The organism is Nitrospirillum iridis, assembly GCF_014205765.1.
In the GTDB taxonomy this organism is placed as follows: Bacteria; Pseudomonadota; Alphaproteobacteria; order Azospirillales; family Azospirillaceae; genus Nitrospirillum; species Nitrospirillum iridis.
On the sequence record NZ_JACIIZ010000009.1, the window covers coordinates 197057 to 220251 of the forward strand.

Here is a 23195-nt window from a genome sequence, read left to right on the forward strand (position 1 = left end):
AAGGGTTTGGACTCCAGGCAGGCACTATCCTCCATTTCCCGCGTCAATTGCAAAGGTCCATTAACCTACCATTGACATGGAGCCACCCTCCCGGCCTCGCCGCCCTGGCTCAGTCAGAGTTCGTCCCGCCACCCCCGCCACATTCCATCTACCCTGCCCCTCTATAGACTGCTAGCTTATCTGCCCAAGCACAAACTCAACCGATGGGGGTAGTGATGCCGGACACCAGAATAGCCGACTCGCACGCGTTGTTGACGGACAGCAAGACGAAAGCCTTGGACGGCAGCCTGGCCATCGTGGGCACGGGCATGCAGGCTTTCGGCCACCTGACGCGGGAGGCCGAGGGCCATATCCGCCATGCCGACGTCGTGTTCCACTGCATCCGCGATCCGTTGACCATCGCCGACCTGCACGCCCTGAACCCCAACGTCATCGACCTGACCACGCTGTATGGCGCGGACAAGCGCCGCAGCCTGACCTATGTGCAGATGGCCGAGGTCATGGTGGCCGAGGTGCGGGCCGGCAAGCGGGTGACGGGCGTGTTCTATGGCCATCCCGGCTTCTACGTCGCCCCCGCCCGCCTGGCGCTGACCACCGCCAAGGCTGAGGGCTATGACACCCGCCTGCTGCCCGGCGTGTCGTCGCTGGACTATCTGTTCGCCGACCTGCGGGTGGACCCCAGCCAGGCGGGTTACCAGGCGCTGGAGGCCACCGACTTCCTGCTGCGCAACCGGCCGCTGGTGACCAGCGGGCACGTGGTGCTGATGCAGGTGGGCCCGGTGGGCGACCTGTTCCGCCCGGTGACGGACAACCTGGAACGCCGCGCCATCCTGTTCGAGCGCCTGATCGAGATCTATGGCGAGGACCATTGGTGCGTCGACTATGTCGGCGCCACCCGCCCGGGCCAGAAGCCGGTGCTGCGCCGCCTGCCGCTGAAGGCCTATCGCGACCCGGCCAACCTGAAGCGCCTGAGCAAGGCCAGCACCCTGTACATTCCGCCCAAGGACAGCCTGGACAACGACATGGCCATGGCGGAGCGGCTGGGCATCGGCGCCCTGGTGGGCAAGCCCGCCGTGGCGCCCACGCCCGACGCCACGCCCATCACCCTGGTTCCCTCCGCCCCGCCCACCGTGTCCCCGGCCTATTTCCAGGCCATGAAGACCATCGCCCTGGACCCCGCCGCCGCCCGGGCCTTCCGCGACGATCCGGTGCGCTACATCACCGGCTTCGGCACCCTGACCGGGGAAGAGCACCGCTGGCTGGCCGCAATCGCCAAGCCGTCCGCCCCGGCCAAGATCGTGGCGGCGGTGGAGGACGTCCAGGATCAGAACGTCAGCACCGAAGACGTTCAGGACCAGAATGTCTCCACCGAAGACGTCCAGGACCAGAATGTCAGCACAGAGGACGTCCAGGATCAGAACGTCTCCACCGAAGACGTCCAGGACCAAAACGTCAGCACCGAGGACGTCCAGGATCAGAACGTCTCCGTCGAAGATGTCCAGGACCAAAACGTCAGCACCGAAGACGTCCAAGATCAGAACGTCTCCGTCGAGGACGTCCAGGACCAGAACGTCTCCGTTGAGGATGTCCAGGACCAGAACGTCTCCGTTGAGGATGTCCAGGACCAAAACGTCTCCGCTGAATAAAAGCGGGCGAAGTCACCGTGGGGTCTTGGCAAACGGCCTGGATACGGCATCGTATCGGTCAGGCCCGCCAAGGCCCCATCTTTACCGGGAGGCGCACCTCGCGATAAATGGATTGATGGTCACGCCATGGCCGGCTGCGTTTAATCGGACCCACAGCCGGGTATAGTTGAGTCTGTCCGCTAGCGGATTCACGTTCCAAGGCAATTCCGCCTCTGCGCGATCCGCTTTAACGCCGTGGTTCGACGTGTAAGTGAGCCTCATGCCGGGTTTTTCTGGGATAATTGAACAATCATTCCGCAAAATCAGGCGCATGGGCGTCCTGGCCGCGGTCTGCTTGTCAATTTTCACGCCGTTTGCGGCCCACTCTGCGGAGATGTGGCATAATTCGGTTATCGATCTGTTCACCCGGTACAACGAAATCAAAGGCAACAGCATCGAATACATCACCGCCATCCAGCAGGACCGGGACGGCTTTCTGTGGATCGGCACGGCCAACGACTTGGCACGGTTCGACGGATATCACTTCAAGTCATACGGTGGCGGGGCGACGGGGCCCTATGGCCTGCCCGATAGCAACATCCGCACCTTGCATACCGACACCCAAGGACGGCTTTGGGTGGGCACCAGCGCCGCCGGCCTGGCGCGGTATGATCCGGCCACAGACCGCTTGGTGCGGATACCGCTGGAAACCTTGGGCCACATCGACGTTCACAGCATAGAGGATGACGGCGCTGGCGGTCTGTGGGTGGGCACGGAAAGTGGCCTGGACCATCTGCCCGCCAACCAGGCGACGCCCGACCACCTGCATGGCGTCGGCGGCCAGGCCGATGGAATCGTGGGCGGCAAGATCCAAGTGATGAAGCGCGACCACCTGGGATATTTGTGGGTGGGCACGGCGAATGGCTTGGCCTACCTGCCGCCCGGGCAAACGGAATTCCGCAACGCCCCGATGCCCCAGTCCGTCGCCATGGATGGCGTCACCGCCCTGTATGAGGATGGGCGCGGCCGCCTGTGGCTGGGCACCAGCCGTCACGGCGTCCTGCTGGTGCACCTGGATAAGGACGGCATACCCGCATTCCAGCCCGTGCCGGCGCCCTTCGCCGGCGTGGCCGGGGATTGGGTCAAGGCCATTCTGGAGGTGACGCCCGACATTTTCTGGGTCGGCACCATGGGCAATGGCATCCTGGAAGTCGATCTGGCGAACGGCACCGCCAAGGCCATCAAGCGCAACCGCACCGTCCCCGACAGCCTGCTGAACGACAACGTCCTGTCGTTATACAAGGACAAGGCGGGGCTGATCTGGGTGGGCACCTATCCGGGGCTGTGCCGCTTCGACCCCTCGGCGCGCGCCTTCCGCTTCCTGACGCCGATTTCCGCCAATCCGCAGACTGAGGATCGCAGCGCCCATTCGTTGATGGTCACCCCGGATGGCAAGTTGTGGCTGGGCCGTGGACAGGGCGGGGTCGACGTGCTGGATGCCACCGGCCAGCTGGTCGCCCATTTGGGCTCGGATCCCAGCAACCCCGATCATGCCTTGCCGGCCAAGGTGGCCCGATCCTTCGCCTTACAGCAGAACGGCACCGTCTGGGTGGGCACCCGCGACGGCCTGTACCGCACCGATCTGGACGCCAGCGCCGTGCGCCTGGTGCGGGTGCCGGGCCTGGATACCGCCCTGAACATCTCCAGCCTGCTATGGGACGGCAGCCAGCTATGGATCGGCGATGCCAATATCGGCGTCTGGTCCTACAACCCGGCCACCGGGGCCGTCCACCCCCTGGGCCAGGGCGAAGGCGGGCTGCGTGACCAACGCATCACCATGCTGCACCCGGCGGAGGATCACGGTCTATGGATCGGCACCTACAGCGGCCTGTATCTGGCCCGCACCGATACCGGCCGGGTGCAGAAGATAGACTTGGACAGCGGCAATTCCACCACCCTGACCAGCCACAACATCGCCTCGCTGGCGACCGACCGCCAGGGGCGGCTGTGGGCCACGCTCTACGGCCAGGGTGTCGCCATGGTGGGCCGGCCGGACGCCAACGGCCGGCGGCCGGTGAAATTCCTGGCCAGCGATATCGAACCCCAACTGGCCACCGCCAACGCGGCGGCCCAGGACGAGGACGGGTTCATCTGGGTGTCCACGGATACCGGCGTGGTGCGCATCGACCCCATCACCATGGCCATTCGCACCTTCCAGCGGTCCGACGGCGTGTGGTTGACGACGCACTGGTCCACCTCCGTCGCCACCGGCCCCACCGGCGAAATCCTGTTCGGGGCGGAGGATGGCGTGACGCTGATCCACCCCCGCCAGCTGGCGGACTGGACCTACGTGCCGCCGGTGGTGGTGACCCAGGCCTATATCGGACGCCGCCAGATTCCGGGCTGGCAGGTGGCGCACGCCACCACGCCCCTGATGGTGCAACCGGATGAGCGCGGTTTCCGCCTGGAGGTCGCGTCGCTGGACTTCTCCGCTCCGGAACGCAACCGCTACGCCTACAAGCTGGAAGGCCTGGACCGGGACTGGCAGGAGATCGACGGCGGCTGGCGGCAGATCGCCTATACGGGCCTGCCCCCCGGCTCCTACACCCTGCGGGTCAGGGGCAGCAACCGCGGCGGCCAGTGGTCGAGCGCGGAGCTGTCGGTGCCGCTGGCCATGCTGCCTGCCTGGTATCAAACCTGGTGGGCGCAAATCCTGGGCCTCGCCGGACTGGCCGGGGCCGTGGCCCTGCTGGTGCGGGTGCGCACCGCCTATCTGCGCCGGCGCCAGCGCGAGCTTGAGGCCGTGGTGGCCCAGCGCACCGAGGAACTGACGAGCGCCAACGCCGCGTTGACCCAGTCCGCCGCCATCCTGCGCCGCCTGGGCGACGCCGGACAGGACATCACCGCCACCCTGATCCTGGACGCGGTGCTGAGCACGCTGAAGCGCTATGTCGGGGAATTGCTGACCGGCCATCGCCTGGTGCTGTACCGCCTGCAGGGCGCCTATCTGGAACCGGCCACCACCGATGGCAGCGTGGTGGAACCCGTCTATCTGGATGACCCCATATCCCTCCCCGCCCGCGCCGCGCAAGGCCGCCAGGAATTGACGGAAGCGGTGGAGGACGGCATCGCGCTGGCATCGCCCCTGGTGGTGGAGAACCGGGTGCTGGGTGTGTTGGTGGTGGTCGCCAACCATGCCTATGGCGACCGGGAGCAGATGATCTTCCGCACCCTGTGCGCCTATAGCGCCATCGCCCTGGAAAACGCCGAATCCTACCGCCGCGCCGAGACCGCGTGGATGGAGACGGCGCAGGCCCTGGCCGACCTGCGCACCACCCAGTCCAAGCTGATCCAACAGGAAAAGATGGCGTCGCTGGGCCGTCTGGTGGCCGGCGTCGCGCATGAGGTCAACACCCCCCTGGGCGTGGTGCTGACCGCCGCCGGCAGCCTGCGCGGCAGCCTGGAGGACGTGCGCGGCAACATCGCCCAGGGCAGGTTGACCCGCAACGCGCTGGAGATCGGGCTGGCCGAATGGTCGGACCTGGCCGATCTGGTGGAGCGCAACACCAAGCGCACGGCGGCCCTGGTGAAAAGCTTCACCGCCATCGCCGCCGAGGACGGGGAGAGCAAGGTGACGGAGGTCGACCTGTCGACCTTGTTGCCCGACGTCGCCAACGTGGCCAAGACCGCCCTGGCCCAGGGGGCCATCGACCTGACGGTGGACGTGCCCTATGGCTTGGTCATTCCGACGGTGCCGGAATCGCTGGTCAACGCCCTGACCCACATCCTGGCCAACACCGCCGACCATGCCTTCGACCCCGGGGCCCATGGCCATGTCACGGTGACGGCGACGGTGGAGGGGGGCGTGGTGCTGATCGCCATCAGCGACAACGGCCGGGGCATCCCGCCAGACGTCCTGCCCCACATCCTGGACCCCTTCTTCACGACCGCGCGGGGACGCGGCCATCCGGGCTTGGGCCTGCATGTCGCCTACAACCACGTCACCCAGCGCCTGAAGGGTAACCTGACGGTGGACAGCGTGCTGGGCCAGGGCACCACGGTCACCCTGGTCATCCCTTCGCTGATCGGCGCAAGCCAGACCACCGCCCCCGGCGATCGCCTGCGCGCCTTTCGCGTCTGACGCCCAAGTCCCCGGTTTCCCGTCAGCCTGATCCGGTTTGCCCCGACCTGGGTTTGCCCCGACCTGGGTTTGCCCCGACCTGGGTTTGCGACGTCGCAAACCCGTACGCGTCGTCCTGATCGACGATCTATTGCGCCCATAATAGTTATTGTGTATAAGTTAATCCGTCGGCACGGGAGAACGGCCCATCACGGATGTCTCGCCCCCAGGGCGTCGCGTCCGGGCCCCCGGCCATCGGAGGAAACACAGCCAAGGAGGCCATGAGGCCCATGTCCAAATACGCGGATCGCTGGAAGACCGTCCTGGTCGATGTCGTGGACGGAATCGCCTGGGTCACCCTCAACCGCCCGGACAAGCGCAACGCCATGAGCCCCACCCTGAACCGGGACATGGTCGACGTGCTGGAAACCCTGGAAATGGACGGGGACGCGCAGGTTCTGGTGCTGACCGGCGCCGGCGACGCCTGGACCGCCGGCATGGATCTGAAGGAATATTTCCGTGAGACCGACAGCGGTCCGGAAATCCTGCAGGAAAAGGTGCGCCGCGAGGCGTCGACCTGGCAGTGGCGCCTGCTGCGCTTCTATTCCAAGCCCACCATCGCCATGGTCAACGGCTGGTGCTTCGGCGGCGCCTTCTCCCCCCTGGTCGCCTGCGACCTGGCCATCTGCGCGGATGAGGCGGTGTTCGGCCTGTCGGAAATCAACTGGGGCATCCCGCCCGGCAACTTGGTGAGCAAGGCCCTGGCCGACACCATCGGCCATCGCGCCGCCCTGCACCTGATCATGACCGGCGAGACCTTCACCGGCACGCAGGCGGCCCAGATGGGCCTGGTGAACAAGAGCGTCCCGCGCGAGGAGCTGCGGGCCGAGGTCACCAAGCTGGCCCAGGTGCTGCTGGCCAAAAACCCGGTGGTGCTGCGCGCCGCCAAGCACGGCTTCAAGCGCTGCCGCGAACTGACGTGGGAGCAGAACGAAGACTACCTGTACGCCAAGCTGGACCAGGCCCAATTGCGGGACCCGGAAAAGGGCCGGGAACAGGGCCTGAAGCAGTTCCTGGACGAAAAGTCGATCAAGCCGGGCCTGCAGACCTACAAGCGCGACGCCTGAGTCCTCGTGCTTGACACCGCGCGCGGGGTGCGGGACCACGCCCCCGCGCGGTAAGGATGGGGAAGCGGGGCCCTTACCCCAGAGGGGATCCTTACCCCTTGGGGGCGAAGGGGGCCCGACCGGGACAGACAATAAAATCCAAGGGAGGGTCGTTATGACCACCACCATCGACCTGCTGATCGGCGGCCGCGACGTGCCGGCCACCGGTGGCGCCACCTTCACGCGGGCCAATCCCATTTCCGGCGCGATCGTCACCGAGGCCGCCGCCGCCACCCTGGCGGACGCCGATGCCGCCGTGGCGGCGGCCCAGGCCGCCTTCCCCGCCTGGGCGGGCTTGGGGCCCGGGGAACGGCGCCAGCGCCTGCTGAAGGCCGCCGACCTGATGGACGCCCACACCAAGGACTTCATCGCCGTCGGCGCCGCGGAAATCGGCGGCATGCCCAACTGGTACGGCTTCAACGCCATGCTGGCGGCCAACATGCTGCGCGAGGCCGCGGCCATGACCACCCAGATCAATGGCGAGGTCATTCCCACCAACATCCCGGGCAACATGGCCCTGGCGCTGCGCCAGCCCTGCGGCGTGGTGCTGGGCATCGCGCCCTGGAACGCCCCTGTCATCCTGGGCACCCGCGCCATCGCCACGCCGCTGGCCTGCGGCAACACCGTGGTGCTGAAGGCCAGTGAGCAGTGCCCCGCCACCCACCGTCTGATCGGCGCCATCCTGAACGAAGCGGGCCTGGGCGACGGCGTGGTCAACGTCATCACCAACGCGCCGGCCGATGCCCCCGCCATCGTCGAGCGGCTGATCGCCAACCCCGCCGTGCGGCGCGTGAACTTCACCGGGTCCACCGGCGTCGGGCGCATCGTCGCCCAGCTCGCGGCCAAGCATCTGAAGCCAGCCCTGCTGGAACTGGGGGGCAAGGCGCCCTTGCTGGTGCTGCACGACGCCGACCTGGACGCGGCCGTGGAGGCCGCCGCCTTTGGCGGCTTCTTCAACCAGGGTCAGATCTGCATGTCGACTGAGCGCCTGGTGGTGGACGCCCGCGTGGCCGACGCCTTCGTCGACAAGCTGGCGGCCAAGGCCCGCACGCTGAAGGCCGGCGACCCAACCGCCGAAGGCTCCGTCCTGGGCGCGCTGGTGAATGTCCAGGCGGGACGGCGCATCAAGCACTTGCTGGACGACGCCGTGGCCAAGGGCGCCCGCCTCAGGGCCGGCGGCGACATCGACGGGGCCATCATGCAGGCCACGGTGGTGGATGGCGTGACGCCGGAGATGGCGCTCTATGCCGAGGAATCCTTCGGCCCCGTGGTCGCCGTGATGCGCGTCGATGGTGACGAGGAGGCGATCCGCGTCGCCAATGACAGCGAATACGGCTTGTCGGCCGCGGTGTTCAGCCGCGATGTCGCCCGCGCCCTGACGGTGGCCCAGCGTATCGAATCCGGCATCTGCCACATCAACGGCCCCACCGTACACGACGAGGCGCAGATGCCCTTCGGCGGCGTCAAGAGCAGCGGCTATGGGCGCTTCGGCGGCAAGTGGGGCGTGGCGGAGTTCACCGAGCTGCGCTGGGTCACCATCCAGACCGGCCCCCGGCACTATCCCATCTGAGCGGAAGCCGGCCATCCTTACCGTTTGGGGGAAGGTGGCCAGCCCCCCATGGCTTGCGTCCTTCCTCTCCCATCTCTCCCCGGAGATCAGGCAAAGTGACCCGTGCGGCCTCCCCTTCCCACTCCCCGTCTTCCGCCGACGCCGTGCGCTACCGGCCGGTGACGGTCAATCCCCTGCCCGTTGATCTGCGCCAGGACGCCAACGGCGTCTGGCATCTTCGATGCGCCGAGGAACTGGGCCCCTATCCCCGGCACCTGCTGGAACGGCTGGAAGCCGTGGCGGCGGCGCATCCCGACCGCACCCTGGTGGCCCAGCGTGGCGCCGACGGCGCCTGGCGGCGCCTCAGCTACGCCCAGATGCTGGCGGACGCCCGCGCCATCGGCCAGGCCCTGCTGGACCGCGGCCTGTCACCGGAGCGACCCGTCGCCATCCTCTCGGGCAGCAGCCTGGACCACCTGCGCCTGGCCACAGGGGCGCTGTACGCCGGTGTGCCTTACTGCCCCGTGTCCGTCGGCTACTCCCTGCTGTCCCGCGATCATCAGAAGCTGCGCCTGGTCATGGAAACGGTGACGCCGGGCTTGGTCTTCGCCGCCGACGTGCCGGCCTTCGCCGCCGCCATAGCGGCAACAGTGCCTGACGACGTGGAAGTGGTGGCCTCCACCGGAACCCTGGCCGATCGGACCGTCACCCCGCTCGCCAATCTGCTGTCCACCGTTCCCACCACCGTGGATGCGGTCTATCGCGGCCTGCCCCCCGAAACGATCGCCAAGTTCCTCTTCACCTCCGGCTCCGCCAGCACGCCCAAGGCCGTCACCACCACCCAGCGCATGCTGTGCGCCAACCAGCAGATGCTGCTGCAAAGCTTCCCCGTTTTCGGGGAAGAGCCGCCGGTGATCGTGGACTGGCTGCCCTGGAACCATACCTACGGCGGCAGCCACAATGTCGGCATCGCCCTTTACAATGGCGGCAGCTACTACATCGATGATGGCAAACCCACGCCGCAGCACCTCGATGAGACCTTGCGGAACCTGAGGGAAATCTCACCCACCGTGCACTTCAACGTGCCCAAGGGCTGGGAGGATCTGACGGCCGCGCTGGAAACGGACGCCGATCTGCGCCAGTCCTTCTACGCGCGCATGCGCATGTTCTTTTTCGGCGGCGCCGGCCTGTCGCAGGCGGCCTGGGATAGGCTGGACCGGGTGACCGAGGCCCACTGCGGCGCCCGCATTCCGGTGTTCGCCGGACTGGGCATGACGGAAACCTCGCCCTCCTGCCTGTTCACCACCGGCGGCTTCTCGCTGGGGACAAGCGCCGGCGCCCTGCTGCAGGCGGGCTATGTCGGCCTGCCCGCCCCGGGCTGCCGGGTGAAACTGGTGCCGGTGGGCGACAAGCTGGAGGCCCGCTTCGCCGGCCCCCATGTCATGCCCGGATACTGGCGAGCGGCCAAGCAGACAGCCGCCGCCTTCGACGCCGATGGCTATTACTGCACGGGTGACGGCCTGCGCTGGCTGGACCCCGCCCGCCCCGACCTGGGCCTGGTCTTCGACGGCCGGCTGACCGAAGACTTCAAATTGTCGTCCGGCACCTTCGTCAATGTCGGTCCCTTGCGCGCCAAGGTCATCACCGAGGGCGCCCCCTATGTGCAGGACGTGGTGATAACGGCGCCGGAGCGTGACGACCTGGGCCTGCTGATCTTCCCCAACCTGGAGGCCTGCGGCGCGCTGGCCGGGCTGCCCGCGGGCACGGCGGCAGCGGAGATCCTGACGACAGAACCCGTGCGCCGGCAATTCCAAGCGCTGGTGGATAGGCTGGCTGCCAGCGGCACCGGCAGCGCCACCCGCGTCGCCCGCGCCCTGGTCCTGGCCGAACCGCCATCGCTGGACAAGGGCGAGGTCACCGACAAGCGCTCCATAAACCAGCGGGTGGTGTTGACCCAGCGCGCCGCAGTGGTGGAGGCGCTGTATGATGGCAGTGCGCCGGGGGTCTACCGCCCCCGTCCACCATCCTGAGAGCCGGACGCGGGGGAGCCATCCAACCGACCGGTGTCGATTCCCCGGCTGGTGGTTCCCCTGGACGGCCAGAACAATTCCCGGGATACTCACCATCGCTATTGGCGCCCTTTCCCGGGCTGTTATAAGGGCGTGAACCGCCCACCCGCGCCCAAGCCCGTTTTTTTTGAGATCCCCCGCATGCCGGCCCTGAAGAACACGACGCCCGCCACCGATCCTTCCGATATCGACGATGTCTTGGAAGACACCTTGCCCGTGGCGGGGCCCGTGACGGGGCCCGCCACGGGCAAGGCTGAAACGGCGCTGGACTGCTCCAAGCTTGAGCGTTTCGTGGGCTTCAACCTGTCGCGGGCGGAAACCTTGGTGCGGCGCTTGGTGCTGGAACATCTGGCCCCTTGCCAGCTCACCCTGGCCGAATTCTCGCTGCTGAGCCTGGTGAGCGTTAACAAGGGCGTGAACCAGCGCCAAGCGGGGGAGGTTCTGGAAATCGCCCCGCCCAACATGGCCCATCTGGTTGATCGGCTGGCCAACCGCGGCCTGCTGAAACGGGTGCGCGGCCGGCAGGACCGCCGGGTACAAATGCTGAGCCTGTCGGAGGCGGGGCTGGAGATGTTGGCCCGTGCCGAGGGCCTGGTGGAGGAGCAGGAGGCCAGGGTCTCCGCCGTGCTGACCGCCGATGAACAGACCCAGCTGCTGGCCCTGCTGAACAAAATCCGCACGCTGTAAGCGGCGCGCCCGATTCGGGCCAGCGCGCAAATTAAACAGGCTTTAGCTTTCTCCCTGGGCGACAACCACGAGCGAATCCGGCCCGCCGGATAGATAACGAACCGGTTGCAGGTCCGTGAAGGGCCGTCACCCCCCCTATGCGCGCCGATGAACCAGGGGGCGTTGACAGCCGGCGACGGGGCCCGTAATAGCTATCTCCGGCAATGGATTTCTGCCAGGCCGCCACCGGCGACCGAACCGCCCCTTTCACGGGGCTGATGATTCCTACCCTCGGTGTCTTTCACCTGACGGTCGGAGTCTGTCCATGCCCTATCCTTACTTCAGTTCCGGATCCCGCTTTATGATTCCCTGCCGCCTGATGGCGTCCTGGGCCGCGCAGACGCGCGCGCTCCTGAAATGGCTTTTGCTGACGGCACCTCTGGCCGCCGTGATCGGCAGCGCCTGCGCCCTGTTCCTCTGGGGGCTGGACAGGGCGACCCAAGCGCGTTTCGACCATCCGGGTCTGCTTTACGCCCTGCCCCTGGCTGGCATCGTCATTGTCTGGGTATATGGCCGCTTCGGCGGACGGGCAGACGGCGGCAACAACCTGATCGTGGACCAGATCCATGAGCCGGGTGCCGGCGTGCCGCTGCGCATGGCGCCCCTGATCCTGCTCACCACCATCGCCACCCACCTGTTCGGCGGCTCCGCTGGCCGGGAGGGCACGGCGGTGCAGTTGGGCGGCAGCCTGGCCAGCGGTTTCGCCCGGCTGGTGAAGCTGCCCCCCGCCGATACGCGCCTGGTCCTGATGGCCGGGGTGGCCGCTGGTTTCGGCGCCGTGTTCGGCACCCCCATCGCCGGCGCCATCTTCGCCCTGGAGGTGCTGAGCTTGGGTCAAATCCGGTATGAAGCCCTGCTGCCGTGTCTGATCGCCGCCCTGGTGGGCGACTGGAGCTGCCATGCCTGGGGGATTGAGCATACCGCCTATGGCATCGCCGCCGGCAACGGTGGCTTTCACCTGCAGGGCCTGCTGCTGGCCAAGGTGACGCTGGCGGCGGTGGTGTTCGGCTTGGGGGGGCTGGCCTTTTCCGAAGCCTCGCACGGTGCCGCCAGCCTTGTCCGCCGCCTCTGCCCCCAACCACTGCTGCGTCCCGTGCTGGGTGGCCTGCTTCTGATCGCCTTGGTTCAGCTGCTGGGCACGCGTGACTATCTGGGGCTGGGTGTGTGGTCGACCGATCCCCGCGCCGTCACCCTGCCCGGCCTGTTCAGCGCCGGATCCTATCATCCCTTGAGCTGGTTGTGGAAGGCGCTGTTCACCATCACCACGCTGGCCACGGGCTTCAAGGGCGGCGAGGTGACACCGCTGTTCTTCATCGGCGCGGCCCTGGGCCATGCCCTGGCGGGCATCCTGGACGCCCCGACCGATCTGCTGGCCGGTCTGGGCTTTATCGGGCTGTTCGCGGCCGCGGCCAACACGCCGTTGGCCTGTACCCTGATGGGGATTGAACTGTTTGGCGCCGCCCACACGCCTTACATCGCCGTCGCCTGCTTCGTCGCCTACGCCTTCAGCGGCCACTCCGGCATTTACTTGTCGCAGCGCATCGGCGTGCCCAAGGCCCCGCTGAGTCCATCCTTACCCCCTGGGGGCACCTTGCGGCAGGCGCGGGAGCTGCCACCGGCCCCCGTGACCCTGCATCGCCAGATCCGCGTTCTCCTCAAGCGCAGATTGCGACGTCGCAATTAGCGCAGGATCTCGTCCAGGCGCCGGCGCAGCTTCTCCAGCCGCTCCCGGTCCCCGGCCGCGAGGCCGGACGGACCAATCTCGACCTGAGCCAGGTCCCGCTCAATACGGGTGATGAGACGTGAGGCAGGCATTGGCGGCTTGGGCGTGGTCGGTGGCTCAGCCGTTTCGGATGGCTTGCTGGCCGCACGCAGCGCCTTGATGGTGGCGCCGGCCTTGATCAGGCCCCACAGGCGATGGCGGGCGGCGTCATCCTCCGCGTCCGCCAGAATGAACAGGTGGCTTTTGCTCACCTGGCCGCGATACTCGGGATATTCCGCCAGGATGCTCTCCGGCAGGCGCACCAGGGCCAGCAGGCGCGACACCTCGGACTTGCTGAGACCCACGGCGCCGGCCAATTGATCCTGAGTATAGCGATGGGCCTCGCCCAAGCGTGACAAGCCCCAGGCCACCTCCAGCGTGTCCAGGTCCTGACGTTGGAGATTCTCGATCAGCGCGATCTCATCCACCCCACCCTGGGTGACGATGGCGAAGATGGTGGGTTTGCCCAGCAGGCGGTGCGCGCGCCAGCGGCGTTCGCCGGCGGCGATCATATAGCCACCCTCCGCCCGCTTGCGCACGACGATGGGTTGAATCAGCCCCTGGGTCCCGATGCTGTCCGCCAGTTCCTTCAGGGCCGTCTCATCGAAATGGCGGCGCGGCTGGTCCGGATTGGGAGACACCTGGTCCAGGTCCAGCTCCACCAGCTCCGGGAAATCCTCCGACGTGCCGTACAGCTTGTTGAGCGGCTTGGCCGTGGCGGGCAACAGGCTGGCCGCTGTCGCCGCCAGGGCGGGATTGGTGCGGGCCAGTTTACGCGACATGGGCAACGTCCTCTCCATCCGCCTCAAGCAGGGCTTGGGCAACCTCGCGGAAAGGTGCCACGGTTGCCGGGTCGGATGCCACATCGATGGTGGGCTGTCCGGCGGCCACGGATTGGGGGAAGATGGTGGCGCGTGGCACCGGCGTGAAGATGCGGATCGCGCCGCCGAAGCGGGCCTCCAGATCCGCCAGTGTCGCCCGGTCCTGGGTATGGCGGGCGGTGTACATGGTGGGCAGGATGCCGATGACGCTGAGGTCCGGGTTACCGCGGCGGCGCACCTTGCTGATGGTGTCCAGCAACAAGGGCACGCCCATCAGCGCCAGCATCTCCGTCTGCACCGGAATCAGCACGCCGTCGGCCGCCGCCAGCGCGTTCAGGGTCAGCATACCCAGGTGCGGTGGACAATCGATCAGGATGTAGTCATAAGCCCGGCGCACCATGGCCAGCCGCTCGCGCAGCACCAGAGTGCCCATGGGCTCGGCGATCAGTTCGGTTTCCGCCGCCGACAGCAGGATGGTGGAGGGCAGCAGGTGGAAGCGCCCGTCGCACACCGGCACGGCGGCCTGGCCCGTGGCCTGGTCCTTCAGCATGACGTGATAGGTGGTCTTGCCCGCCTCCGACATGTCCGCCTGGCTGATCCCCAGATGCACGGTGGCACTGGCCTGGGGGTCGGCATCCACCAGCAGCACGCGCTGGCCCAGTGCGGCCAAGGCGGCGCAGATGTTGACGGACGCGCTGGTCTTGCCCACGCCGCCCTTCTGGTTGGACAGGGCGATGATGGTTGCCGTCTGCCGGGCGCGGCGGCGGGGGGTGAGCAGATCGATGACCGCCTGGGGAATCTTTTCCCCCCCGGTTTCCCAGCGCGAAATGCGCCCCTTATCGTACTTGCGGCCCAGGCTGGCGTTCAGCCAGTCGGCGAAGGTCTGTTGGGTTTCGCCCCGCGCTTCGCGCGCAATCCGCAATGCGGCGCCATCCATGGCGTATCCCTTCCGTGCTTGGCCCCAAGATGTGGAGCAGCATAGAAGAAGCCCCACCACACGGTCAACTGGCGTCGTTGTGTTTCGTCAACGTCCACAACGCCGGTTGCGACGTCGCAACCTTCATACCCGCCCCTAACCCTTACCCGGCGGGGGACTCCTTGCGGCGCGTAGGGGCGATGATCTCCACCCCCGTGATCGAGCCCGATGTCAGCGACGCGAGAACGCCCCGGATGCTGGCCTCATGGTTCATGCGCGCCGTCTGCGCCGTGGCGGGATGACCCGCCAGCAGGACCAGGCGGCGCTCACCCCGCGCCGTCTCCTCGATGCGCTCAACCTCCAGGTCGCGCAGCAGGGGGGCCGGCACGTTCTTGGCCAACAGGGCGTGCCGTGCCGCGGCCCACAGGGCGTTGGCGTCGTCCGTGTCGGGCAGGGGGGTGGATTCGACCACCGCCGGCTCCAGCTTCTCCACCTTGCCGATACGGCGGGCCCGGCGGCCCACGCTGTGCCGTTCCCGCTCCAGGAAGGTGTCGGCCACCTCATCCTCGTCCTTGGCGAAGAAGTCCAGCGTGACCTCCTCCACCTTGCGGCCGCGGCGCACCATCTTCGCTTCCGGCATTTCCACCCGGAAGGGCGCTAGCTGGTTCACCTCGGCGATAGCCCGGTCGATGGTGCGGGTGCGCAGGATACCGAAATCCTTGTACGCGCCCTCCGGCACGTTCAGCAGGCGGCGCAAAGTGTCGATGTCCAGCGCCAGGGACGGGAAGTCCATCTGGTAGCGCTGCATGCCGATCTCATAGAGTTTCAGGGCATAGGTGCTGGTGACCTTGACCATGGCCGGACCGGAGAGCCGCGCCCACAGCTTGGAGGCGCGCTGCAGTTCCAGGAAGGCGTCGGTGAACTGGAAGTGGATATCGGCGCTGTCGTTCTCGATCTCCTCCTCCGGGCGGACATAGCTGCTGAGGATGCGCAACTCGGCGCGCGACCGGCGGCCACGGAAGGGTCCGATGACCACCAGGCTGGACTCGTAGATTTCCTTCACCGCGTCGAAGATGCGCTCGTTGCCCTTGTGGTTGCCGCGCACCACCTTCTTCGGCAGGCGATAGAGCTTATTGGCGAAGTTCTGGCTGCCGGCCAGGTGGATCATGAAGTTCAGCATCTTCTGCGCCGGCAGCGACAAGCGCGAACCGTTGGCGGGGTAGGAATAGACCGCCTCCGCCGCCTTGATCAGATGCTTGTAGCCGTCGCGCTCAAAGGTCGTCGCCGCCACCTTGGCCGTCAGGCCCAGCGTGTTCTCCTCCACCAGAACCGGCACCGCCGGCTCCAGCCCCCGATCAGCGTCCATGTCGATGACGATGCCGGGCACCGCCACGTCCTGGGGACGATAGGGCATCAGCGCGTCCTTTGATGACACAAGGCGATCAGCCGCCAGCCCGGACGGTCTCAAGACCGGTTTATCGCTTTTGCGCGCCATGCCATCATCCCGTGAACGAATGGCGGCACTGTATGGGCTTCCTTACACGGGCCGCAAGTAAGGAAAGGGTCTAAGGCCCTGATTTCCCATATCCTTACTCCCTGGGGGTGAACTGGCGTTCAGCCCTTACGCCCTGGGGCGGCAGGCGACTCGCCCCCACCGGTAGGGATAAATCCCCCAACTGGTAAGCATGATGGCGAAAAAACCCAGGATCCGCCGGGACTTGAGCGTCCTAGAATCCTTTTTGAAAAGGAACACCTATAAAAGCAGGCTGTTTTTGGAGGTTAAAGGCTCAACCAGCTTGAACCGGACAGCCCTAACACACGATCTGCAGCGACTCGTGAGGTAAGGATGGATACCTCGGCCGCCATCCGAACAGCGGCAGGGACATCCGGACGTCATGATCCATTCCCGAACCGTCCCCGCTTGCGAAAGCCTTACCGCGTGGGGGATGGGCGCGGCTGTATCCTTACCGTCTGGGGTCGATTGAAGGATCATCCTTACACGCTGGGGGCACGCGATGGCCCGCCCACCCTGTGGAAATGCCAACTAACGCTTTGTAACTGCGTGGGTAATGGGTTGGCGGGCTGGCAATGCGGGTTCGGCGAGGCGATGTATCCAGGAATCGACCCCACGGCGTAAGGATAGGCGACCAAGTCCAGTAAATGCGCGGAGTCGCGTTCCCCCGGGACGTAAGGATGTGTTTCTTGTGCCGCGGGTCACGGGGCGTACCGGCCGGAAAGCGCGACTCGCCCCCATCGGGTAAGGATACCGGCCAGGCAGCGCATCAACGTTCCCCCAGCCGGTAAGGCTGGACCCCCGAACGGTAAGGATGGCATCACCCCGATCCCAGGCGTGGCCTGGTCCCGCAAGTCATGGGGGCAGGGTGGACCCGATCAGATTTTCATGCGGTTGAAGACAAAGCTGGGCAGGTTGCGGATGATCATCATGATGCCCATCCAGAACCAGGGGGTATACAGGGTGGTGGCGCCCCTGCGGGCCGCGCGGTCGATATCGGCCGCCACCTTCTCCGGCGTGGCCCACAAGGGGCCGCCCTTGGCCAGCCCATCGGTCATGGGCGTGTCGATGAAGCCGGGCTTCACCGTCAGGACCTTGACGTTGGTACCGGCGAAGCGGTGGGCCATTCCTTGCGCGAACAAGGCCAAGCCGCCTTTGGCGGCGCCATAGACATAGTTGGACTTCCGGCCGCGGTCCCCGGCCACCGAGGCGATGGCGATCAGCGTGCCCTGGCCCTGGCGTTCCATTTGGTTGGCGGCCACGGTTAGCCAGGCGCAGGCGCTGATCATATTGGTGTTGAGCTGGCGGGTCATTTCCGCGATGTCGCCCTCGGCGGCCTTCTGATCGCCCAGGATGCCGTAGGCCAGCAGCGCGGTATCAACCCGGCCGCCCAGCTTGGAGGCCATCTCCGCCCACGCGGCATCGAAGCCGGCCGAGGGCGATGCCAGGTCATGGACGGCCAGGTGCACGTAAGCCGCCCCCCGGGCTCTCAGATCGGCGGCGATGGCGTCCAATCGACGGGGGTCGCGGCCGGCCAGCACCAGCCGCGCGCCCTGGGCCGCCTGCAGGCGGGCGTAGCGCTCCGCCACGGCGGAGGTGGCGCCCAGGACGACCACGGTTTGGGGTTGCCCGCCGTGGGATATCTCGCTCATGCGCGCGCGCTCCTCTCCGGGACCTGCCCCATCCGTCGCCAGAAATCGGACATGAAGGCCGGGTCGATGTGGTGTCTGAAATCCGCCAGGGCCGGATATCCCGCTGTGAACAGGCTGGCCGGCATCCGCGCGTCCTTGGCCGGGTACAGCCGGCCGCCGGCCGTGGCGACGACGCTGTCCAGATCGGCCAACAGACCCAGGGTGCGGGAACCGTGGTTGGGAAAGTCCAGGGCCAGGGTGGTGCCCGCCATGGGAAAGGACAGCAGACCGGCCGGCGCCCCGTCGCCGAAGTTCTTCAGGACGACGAGGCACGATCCGGTGCCGGCGGCGGCGATGCGGGCCAGCAACTCGCGCACGGCGTCCCGCGCCGTACCGGGGGGGATCACGCATTGGTACTGGTAGAAACCTCGGGGACCATAAACCCGGTTCCAATGCAGCACCCCATCCAGCGGATAGAAGAATCCGTCGAAATGGCAGCGGCCGGCGAAGCTGGCGCCCGGTCTATTATAATAGGCGGTGTTGAAGGCGCGCAGGGTGGGGCGGTTGATCAGGCTGATCGGCGGTGTCAAGGGTACCGCCAGCGTGCGCCCACCCGGGTGGGCCGTCAGCGGCCCGCTGACCGCATGGCGCCCGCGCGAGAAGATGCCCCGGCCCAGGGCCGCCCCTTGGCTTAAACAGTCGACCCAGGCGACATTATACGGCCAGTCCAGGCTTTCCGCGGCCAGATCGAAGAAGCGGTCGACATGGTCAAAACGCATGTTCTCCACCTCCATATCGGAGGAGGTGATGGGCTGCAGCTGGATTTCCACCCATTCGATCAGACCGGTCAAACCCAGGCCGCCGATGGTGGCCCGGAAAAGGTCCGGGTCGTTGTCGGGGCCACAGGTCCGAAGGGACCCGTCGGACCGGCGCAGGCCCAAGGCCCGCACATGATGGCCGAAGGTGCCGGCCGCATGGTGGTTCTTGCCATGGACGTCGTTGGCGACGGCGCCGCCCAGGGTGACGAACTTCGTGCCGGGGGTCACCGCCACGAACCAGCCGCGGGGCACGGTGATGGTGTGGAGGTCGGCCAGGCTGAGCCCGGCATCCGCCCTCAGCACCCCGGTGTTGGCGTCAAAGGCGTGGCAGCGGTCCATATGCCGGGTGACCAGCAAGCCACCCCCGCCGTTGAACGCGCTGTCGCCATAAGACCGCCCCAGGCCGTGCGGCAACACCGTACCGGTGCGCGCGACCAGCGTGGTCAACAGGGACCCAGCCTCCTCCCGGAACCGCGGGGTCTCCACATCGTGCTCGACCATGGCCAGATTGCCCCACGAGGTGACCGTCTGGCGCATGGGTCAAACCGCGGCCAGGACGACGGCCATCATGATGGCGCCGGTGATCAGGCTGCTGCGGTCCGTTGCCGCGAATACGACGGGGTCGTCATGCAATTCGCCACGATGGGCCAAAAGCAGTAACCGGCTGATCCAGTAGAGCAAGGGCGGGCAGGCCAGCCACAACAGGGTGGGGTTACGGTACAGGACGTGAACCTCGGGGCTGTTGAAATACAGCGCCAGCACCAGCACCGAGCAATAGCCGCTGGCGCTGGCCAGGCCGGACAGGATGCTCAAATCCTCCAGTCGATAACCGCGCCCCTTGGGATTACCCTTGTTGGTCTTGAGTTGGCCGACCAGCTCGACATAGCGCTTGATGAGGGCCAGGCAGAGGAAGACGAACACGGAAAATCCCAACAGCCAGGCGGAGGAGGGCCGCTCGGCGGCGGCGCTGCCCGCCAGGATGCGCAATGTGTAAAGGCCGGCCAGCGTCAGCACGTCGATCAACATGTAACGTTTCAACTGAAGCGAATAGGCTAGTGTGATGAGATAATAGAGGGCCAGAATCACCAGGAAGCCCGTTGAAACCACCAGCGCGCACGCCGTGGCCACACCGAGCAAAAGTGGCACCAGAAGCGCCCCCTGCGCCAGCGGTAGCCGCCCGCTCGCCAGGGGACGGTTGCGCTTTGTCGGGTGGGCCCGGTCGTTGGGCAGATCCAGCAAATCATTCAGCAGATAAGCGCTGGACGCCGCCAAGCCATAGGCCAAGGCGGCCAGCAGGCTGTCGGAAATGGAGCGGACGGTCAGGTCGTGGCTGGCCAGCAGGGGGACGAACAGCAGCAGATTCTTCAGCCACTGATGAATACGCATCGCCTTGAGATAGATCTTGAATCCCGTCCTGGCGCCCGGCAGTTCCACCGCATCCGGGCGTTCCGCCTTCAGGCGCAGCACCAAACGCCGCGACGCGTTTGTCGCGATCGCGATACGGCACCGGCGCCAAACCGGGAAATCCACCCAATCGTTGCCGATATAGTCAAAACCGCGCTCACCGAACTGATGGCATAGCCGTTCGGCTTTGGCTTCGCCGGAAAGGTTAACGGACTCATCGGAGCCAAAGACACCATCAATGAAACCAAGGTGACGGGCGAGCGCTTCAACCAGTCGGTAATTGGAGGCTGATGCCAAGTAAATTGCGCGACCCTTGGCCCTCTCCTGAAGGATAAAATCCACGATAGGCTGATTTAGCGGTATAGTTGCCACGTCCAAATCCGCTTTGTCTGCGAGATAGTCCTTCAGCCAGGCTTTGCTGCGAAGCGGTAGGCGCCAGACGCCGATCGCCGCGATTGGGCGATTTGCAAGTATGGTAAAAAAATTCTCAATGATCAGATCGGATCGGATTAGGGTGCCATCAATGTCGACCACCAGCGGGACCTCGGTGGTGTTGCCGGCAAGAGGCGCCGAGGGTCCGTGTCCAGCACCGTTCATCGCACAAGTTGTCCCTAGAAATGACCGTGGATATGCTGCATCTCCGCGAGATCTTACGAGATCTTATAAGCATCATGCCGCCGGTGCTGATTAGTGCGCAGACAAGCCATAGGGCTGGTCCGTGCGTCAATCTCAAAAAAGACTCGCGCGCAGGACGAGGCTGATCTGTGTGGCGTCATGGTCCGCGCCGGCGTGCCGCTGGCCCTCCGGTGGCGACCGAATCGCTGCATGTGCGAACAGTTAGATCGGGCCCCTGTTGCAGCACTGTTGGTCGCCCAAATGCGACGCCGGGCCCCAATATCACCAGAGGTTATAGGCCTAAGGGCATATTATGCGGTTCTCTTGGCCCCAATCCCCCCCGTCAACCGCTGGTGTGCGCGGTTACATCTAAAATTAAGGCGGTAATCTCCTTGAATCCGACTTGTGCTTCGCCAGCGGCCTGAATTATACAATTCATCACGCGGTGCTGGCGGGACGCGTCATCATGTTCGCCATAAAATTTAACCGGTTAACGTCAGCGCCGCTGGGCAGGCGGCCATTTTCATCAAAGTGACGTTCACAGCGGGGGTATAAAGTCATGCCGACACTTCCTGGTGGAACTCAGGTTGCCACCCAAGGTATTACCAATGCCGATCAGACGGCGCTGACGACCGCCCTTGCGGCGGTTGCGGCTGCGTCTTCGATAACGTCGATTACGGCGACTTCTGTCAGCGTTGCCGCGTCCAGCGCACCGACGGCGACCTTGTCGACGGCGATCACGTTTGGCACATCGCAGGTTTCCTCCGTCGCCAGCGTGGTCGTGACGAACTCGACCAGCGGCAGCGTCTTGTCGGCGGTTAATTTGTCGTCGACCTCGGCCGGGACCAGCGGTTCCAACGTGGTGACGAACGTCGTCGCCGACAGCAGCCTGACATCGGTGGTGCTGACGGGCACCGCTTCTGGCAACACCACCGCCCTGTTCCTGGACGCCAGCACGGGCGGCAAGGTCGTGGTCGGCGATGGCGGCAACGATTTCCTGGTGCTGAGCGGTAGCGGCACGTCCAGCGGCACGGCCAACACCGTCGTCGCCGGTGTCGGTAACGACAGTGTCATCGGTTCGTCCACCAACGACATCATCTCGTCGTCGGCCGGTAACGACATCATCAACGGTGGTGCTGGTAACGACAGCATCGTCGGCGGCAGCGGCTTCGATACGCTGGGTGGTGGTGCTGGTAACGACACGATCGTCGCAGGCTCCGGTGGCGCCTACATCATCGGTGAAGCTGGCAATGACAGCCTGGTCGGTGGTGCCGGCAAGGACACCTTCATCTTCTCGCCGGGCGATGGTAACGACACCGTTTCCGGCTTTGACCCGACGAAGGACGTTCTGGGCTTCACCAGCACGAACTACAGCGGCAAGTCCTTGGATCTGGGTTCGCTCATCGCCAATGCGACGGTTTCGGGTGGCAACACCATCCTGACCCTGCCGGACGGCAGCACGATCACTGTTCAGGGCGTGACCGGTATCAGCGTGAACTGGTTCACCAGCAAGGGCTGAACCCTCGGTAAAGAACGGATATGAGCTATGGCGGGCCTTGTGGTCCGCCATAGTCGTTCTTGCGCCCAGCATTGTTACGGGGCAGGTTTAGACACTGATCCCCTTTTCCTCTCGGTAGGCTTCATGCAGCCCAATGCTCTGGCGCCGGTCGGCGCATCTTCGGTCGCGAACGCGGTTTCCGGTGGCGATCCTTTGCGGGCAACCCCAAAGGTCATGGCCTTGCCGGCGGGCACCTATTTCATCACCGCGCGTCTCGCGGGTGAGGGACGTCAGCAGATAAAGGGCGTCAACTTTCCCTGCGTCCAGCTGTCGTCCCTGCCGGAAGCGGGGTGTAAACCGCTCCAGTTCCTCACCCCGGATGGATTGTCCCCCTGCGTGTGGCTATCTGGGGGATCGACTGGCGCGGCGGTGGTTGTCACGGCGCAAACCGCCCCCTTGCTGATCACCACGCTGGCATTAACCGGACAGTTGTCGACCTGTATGAATGTGGGGGTGCAGCGGCTCGGTGATGAGACTGTGGTCCACAATGTGGATGTGCAGCTGACCGCGCACATCCAGCGGTTGGGAGATCGGACATTCGCCGGTGGTGAATGGGCGTCGGCCGGGGACCACCTCCTCTGGATTGAGTCTTTCTCCGTAAATGGCTCGCCCGAGCTGGCTGATGGCCTGGAGTATTGCGCGCTCAACCCGGTTGACCAGAGCGGTACGTGGGTGAAGGCTGGCACTCCGGCAGGCTCACGCGGTCGCGGTATGCCCTTGCTGGGGGCGGGCTTTCGTTTGGTCGGGCCGTTGGCCTCCACCCACCGGGTGGAATATGCGATACGGTTCCTTCGCCATGGCGAAGTTGTGGGGCAGGACGGCGCACTGTGCCGATCCAACCAGCCTCAGGATCCTGTGATGGCCCTGAAGGTCGCGATCCTGCCACGCTAAGGCGCGAATAA

16 protein-coding genes and 1 riboswitch are annotated in these 23195 nt (G+C 65.8%); of the genes, 9 read left to right on the forward strand and 7 right to left on the reverse strand.

Features of this window, described 5'->3' with window-relative positions; all coding sequences use genetic code 11:
• Nucleotides 1–215: 215 nt before the first annotated feature.
• The 7 genes from FHS74_RS16985 to FHS74_RS17015 all read left to right on the forward strand — a co-directional run bounded on the left by FHS74_RS16985 (nt 216) and on the right by FHS74_RS17015 (nt 12939).
• Nucleotides 216–1646, forward strand: a complete 1431-nt coding sequence (locus FHS74_RS16985; RefSeq protein ID WP_184802672.1) for an SAM-dependent methyltransferase — start codon at nt 216–218, stop codon at nt 1644–1646.
• Nucleotides 1647–2019: 373 nt separating this feature from the next.
• Nucleotides 2020–5766 carry a two-component regulator propeller domain-containing protein gene (locus FHS74_RS16990; RefSeq protein WP_184802674.1) on the forward strand — a complete coding sequence of 1249 codons (3747 nt, stop codon included), beginning with the start codon at nt 2020–2022 and terminating at the stop codon, nt 5764–5766.
• A 269-nt stretch (nt 5767–6035) separates the two neighbouring features.
• A complete protein-coding gene (locus tag FHS74_RS16995; RefSeq protein WP_184802676.1) occupies nt 6036–6872 on the forward strand; it encodes a p-hydroxycinnamoyl CoA hydratase/lyase in 837 nt (278 codons plus the stop codon).
• A gap of 154 nt (nt 6873–7026) precedes the next feature.
• Nucleotides 7027–8481, forward strand: coding sequence for an aldehyde dehydrogenase (locus FHS74_RS17000; RefSeq protein WP_184802678.1), 1455 nt, complete (start codon nt 7027–7029; stop codon nt 8479–8481).
• 95 nt (nt 8482–8576) lie between these two features.
• Nucleotides 8577–10490: an AMP-binding protein gene (locus FHS74_RS17005; protein WP_184802680.1), complete on the forward strand. Its 1914-nt coding sequence runs from the start codon at nt 8577–8579 to the stop codon at nt 10488–10490.
• 180 nt (nt 10491–10670) lie between these two features.
• Nucleotides 10671–11216, forward strand: coding sequence for a MarR family winged helix-turn-helix transcriptional regulator (locus FHS74_RS17010; protein WP_184802682.1), 546 nt, complete (start codon nt 10671–10673; stop codon nt 11214–11216).
• A gap of 190 nt (nt 11217–11406) precedes the next feature.
• A riboswitch (Fluoride riboswitch) is annotated at nt 11407–11490 on the forward strand.
• A gap of 84 nt (nt 11491–11574) precedes the next feature.
• Nucleotides 11575–12939: a voltage-gated chloride channel family protein gene (locus FHS74_RS17015; RefSeq protein WP_246463193.1), complete on the forward strand. Its 1365-nt coding sequence runs from the start codon at nt 11575–11577 to the stop codon at nt 12937–12939.
• On the opposite strand, the gene FHS74_RS17020 is transcribed toward FHS74_RS17015, so the two are convergent.
• From FHS74_RS17020 to FHS74_RS17050, 7 genes are all read right to left on the reverse strand, one after another.
• Nucleotides 12936–13799: a ParB/RepB/Spo0J family partition protein gene (locus FHS74_RS17020; protein ID WP_184802686.1), complete on the reverse strand. Its 864-nt coding sequence runs from the start codon at nt 13797–13799 to the stop codon at nt 12936–12938. The two genes, FHS74_RS17015 and FHS74_RS17020, sit on opposite strands and share 4 nt — an antisense overlap.
• A complete protein-coding gene (locus tag FHS74_RS17025; RefSeq protein ID WP_281384660.1) occupies nt 13789–14775 on the reverse strand; it encodes an AAA family ATPase in 987 nt (328 codons plus the stop codon). The genes FHS74_RS17020 and FHS74_RS17025 overlap by 11 nt, the downstream gene beginning before the upstream one ends.
• A gap of 142 nt (nt 14776–14917) precedes the next feature.
• Nucleotides 14918–16168 (reverse strand): replication initiation protein, encoded by a 1251-nt coding sequence (locus FHS74_RS17030; protein ID WP_246463194.1) that lies wholly within the window; start codon nt 16166–16168, stop codon nt 14918–14920.
• Nucleotides 16169–17145: 977 nt separating this feature from the next.
• Entirely contained in the window at nt 17146–17919 is a 774-nt protein-coding gene (locus tag FHS74_RS17035; RefSeq protein WP_184802690.1) for an SDR family oxidoreductase, read from the reverse strand.
• On the reverse strand, nt 17916–19253 hold the full coding sequence (locus FHS74_RS17040; RefSeq protein ID WP_184802692.1) for an FAD-binding oxidoreductase: 1338 nt from the start codon (nt 19251–19253) through the stop codon (nt 17916–17918). Before FHS74_RS17040 ends, FHS74_RS17035 begins: the two co-directional genes overlap by 4 nt.
• 3 nt (nt 19254–19256) lie before the next feature.
• Nucleotides 19257–20717 carry a UbiA family prenyltransferase gene (locus tag FHS74_RS17045; RefSeq protein WP_184802694.1) on the reverse strand — a complete coding sequence of 487 codons (1461 nt, stop codon included), beginning with the start codon at nt 20715–20717 and terminating at the stop codon, nt 19257–19259.
• Between the two features lie 633 nt (nt 20718–21350).
• Nucleotides 21351–21593, reverse strand: coding sequence for a hypothetical protein (locus FHS74_RS17050; RefSeq protein ID WP_184802696.1), 243 nt, complete (start codon nt 21591–21593; stop codon nt 21351–21353).
• Nucleotides 21594–21597: 4 nt separating this feature from the next.
• Here FHS74_RS17050 and FHS74_RS17055 point away from each other — a divergent pair, with 4 nt between their 5' ends.
• Nucleotides 21598–22254 (forward strand): hypothetical protein, encoded by a 657-nt coding sequence (locus FHS74_RS17055; RefSeq protein ID WP_184802698.1) that lies wholly within the window; start codon nt 21598–21600, stop codon nt 22252–22254.
• A 123-nt stretch (nt 22255–22377) separates the two neighbouring features.
• Nucleotides 22378–23184 (forward strand): hypothetical protein, encoded by an 807-nt coding sequence (locus FHS74_RS17060; RefSeq protein WP_184802700.1) that lies wholly within the window; start codon nt 22378–22380, stop codon nt 23182–23184.
• Nucleotides 23185–23195: the final 11 nt, after the last annotated feature.

What these genes read in the sequence shown, in the direction of transcription:
- FHS74_RS16985 (WP_184802672.1), top strand. Translation starts at nt 216, where the DNA reads ATGCCGGACACCAGAATAGCCGACTCGCACGCGTTGTTGACGGACAGC.
- FHS74_RS16990 (WP_184802674.1), top strand. Translation starts at nt 2,020, where the DNA reads ATGTGGCATAATTCGGTTATCGATCTGTTCACCCGGTACAACGAAATC.
- FHS74_RS16995 (WP_184802676.1), top strand. Translation starts at nt 6,036, where the DNA reads ATGTCCAAATACGCGGATCGCTGGAAGACCGTCCTGGTCGATGTCGTG.
- FHS74_RS17000 (WP_184802678.1), top strand. Translation starts at nt 7,027, where the DNA reads ATGACCACCACCATCGACCTGCTGATCGGCGGCCGCGACGTGCCGGCC.
- FHS74_RS17010 (WP_184802682.1), top strand. Translation starts at nt 10,671, where the DNA reads ATGCCGGCCCTGAAGAACACGACGCCCGCCACCGATCCTTCCGATATC.
- FHS74_RS17015 (WP_246463193.1), top strand. Translation starts at nt 11,575, where the DNA reads ATGGCGTCCTGGGCCGCGCAGACGCGCGCGCTCCTGAAATGGCTTTTG.
- FHS74_RS17020 (WP_184802686.1), bottom strand. Translation starts at nt 13,799, where the DNA reads ATGTCGCGTAAACTGGCCCGCACCAATCCCGCCCTGGCGGCGACAGCG.
- FHS74_RS17025 (WP_281384660.1), bottom strand. Translation starts at nt 14,775, where the DNA reads ATGGATGGCGCCGCATTGCGGATTGCGCGCGAAGCGCGGGGCGAAACC.
- FHS74_RS17030 (WP_246463194.1), bottom strand. Translation starts at nt 16,168, where the DNA reads ATGCCCTATCGTCCCCAGGACGTGGCGGTGCCCGGCATCGTCATCGAC.
- FHS74_RS17035 (WP_184802690.1), bottom strand. Translation starts at nt 17,919, where the DNA reads ATGAGCGAGATATCCCACGGCGGGCAACCCCAAACCGTGGTCGTCCTG.
- FHS74_RS17040 (WP_184802692.1), bottom strand. Translation starts at nt 19,253, where the DNA reads ATGCGCCAGACGGTCACCTCGTGGGGCAATCTGGCCATGGTCGAGCAC.
- FHS74_RS17045 (WP_184802694.1), bottom strand. Translation starts at nt 20,717, where the DNA reads ATGAACGGTGCTGGACACGGACCCTCGGCGCCTCTTGCCGGCAACACC.
- FHS74_RS17060 (WP_184802700.1), top strand. Translation starts at nt 22,378, where the DNA reads ATGCAGCCCAATGCTCTGGCGCCGGTCGGCGCATCTTCGGTCGCGAAC.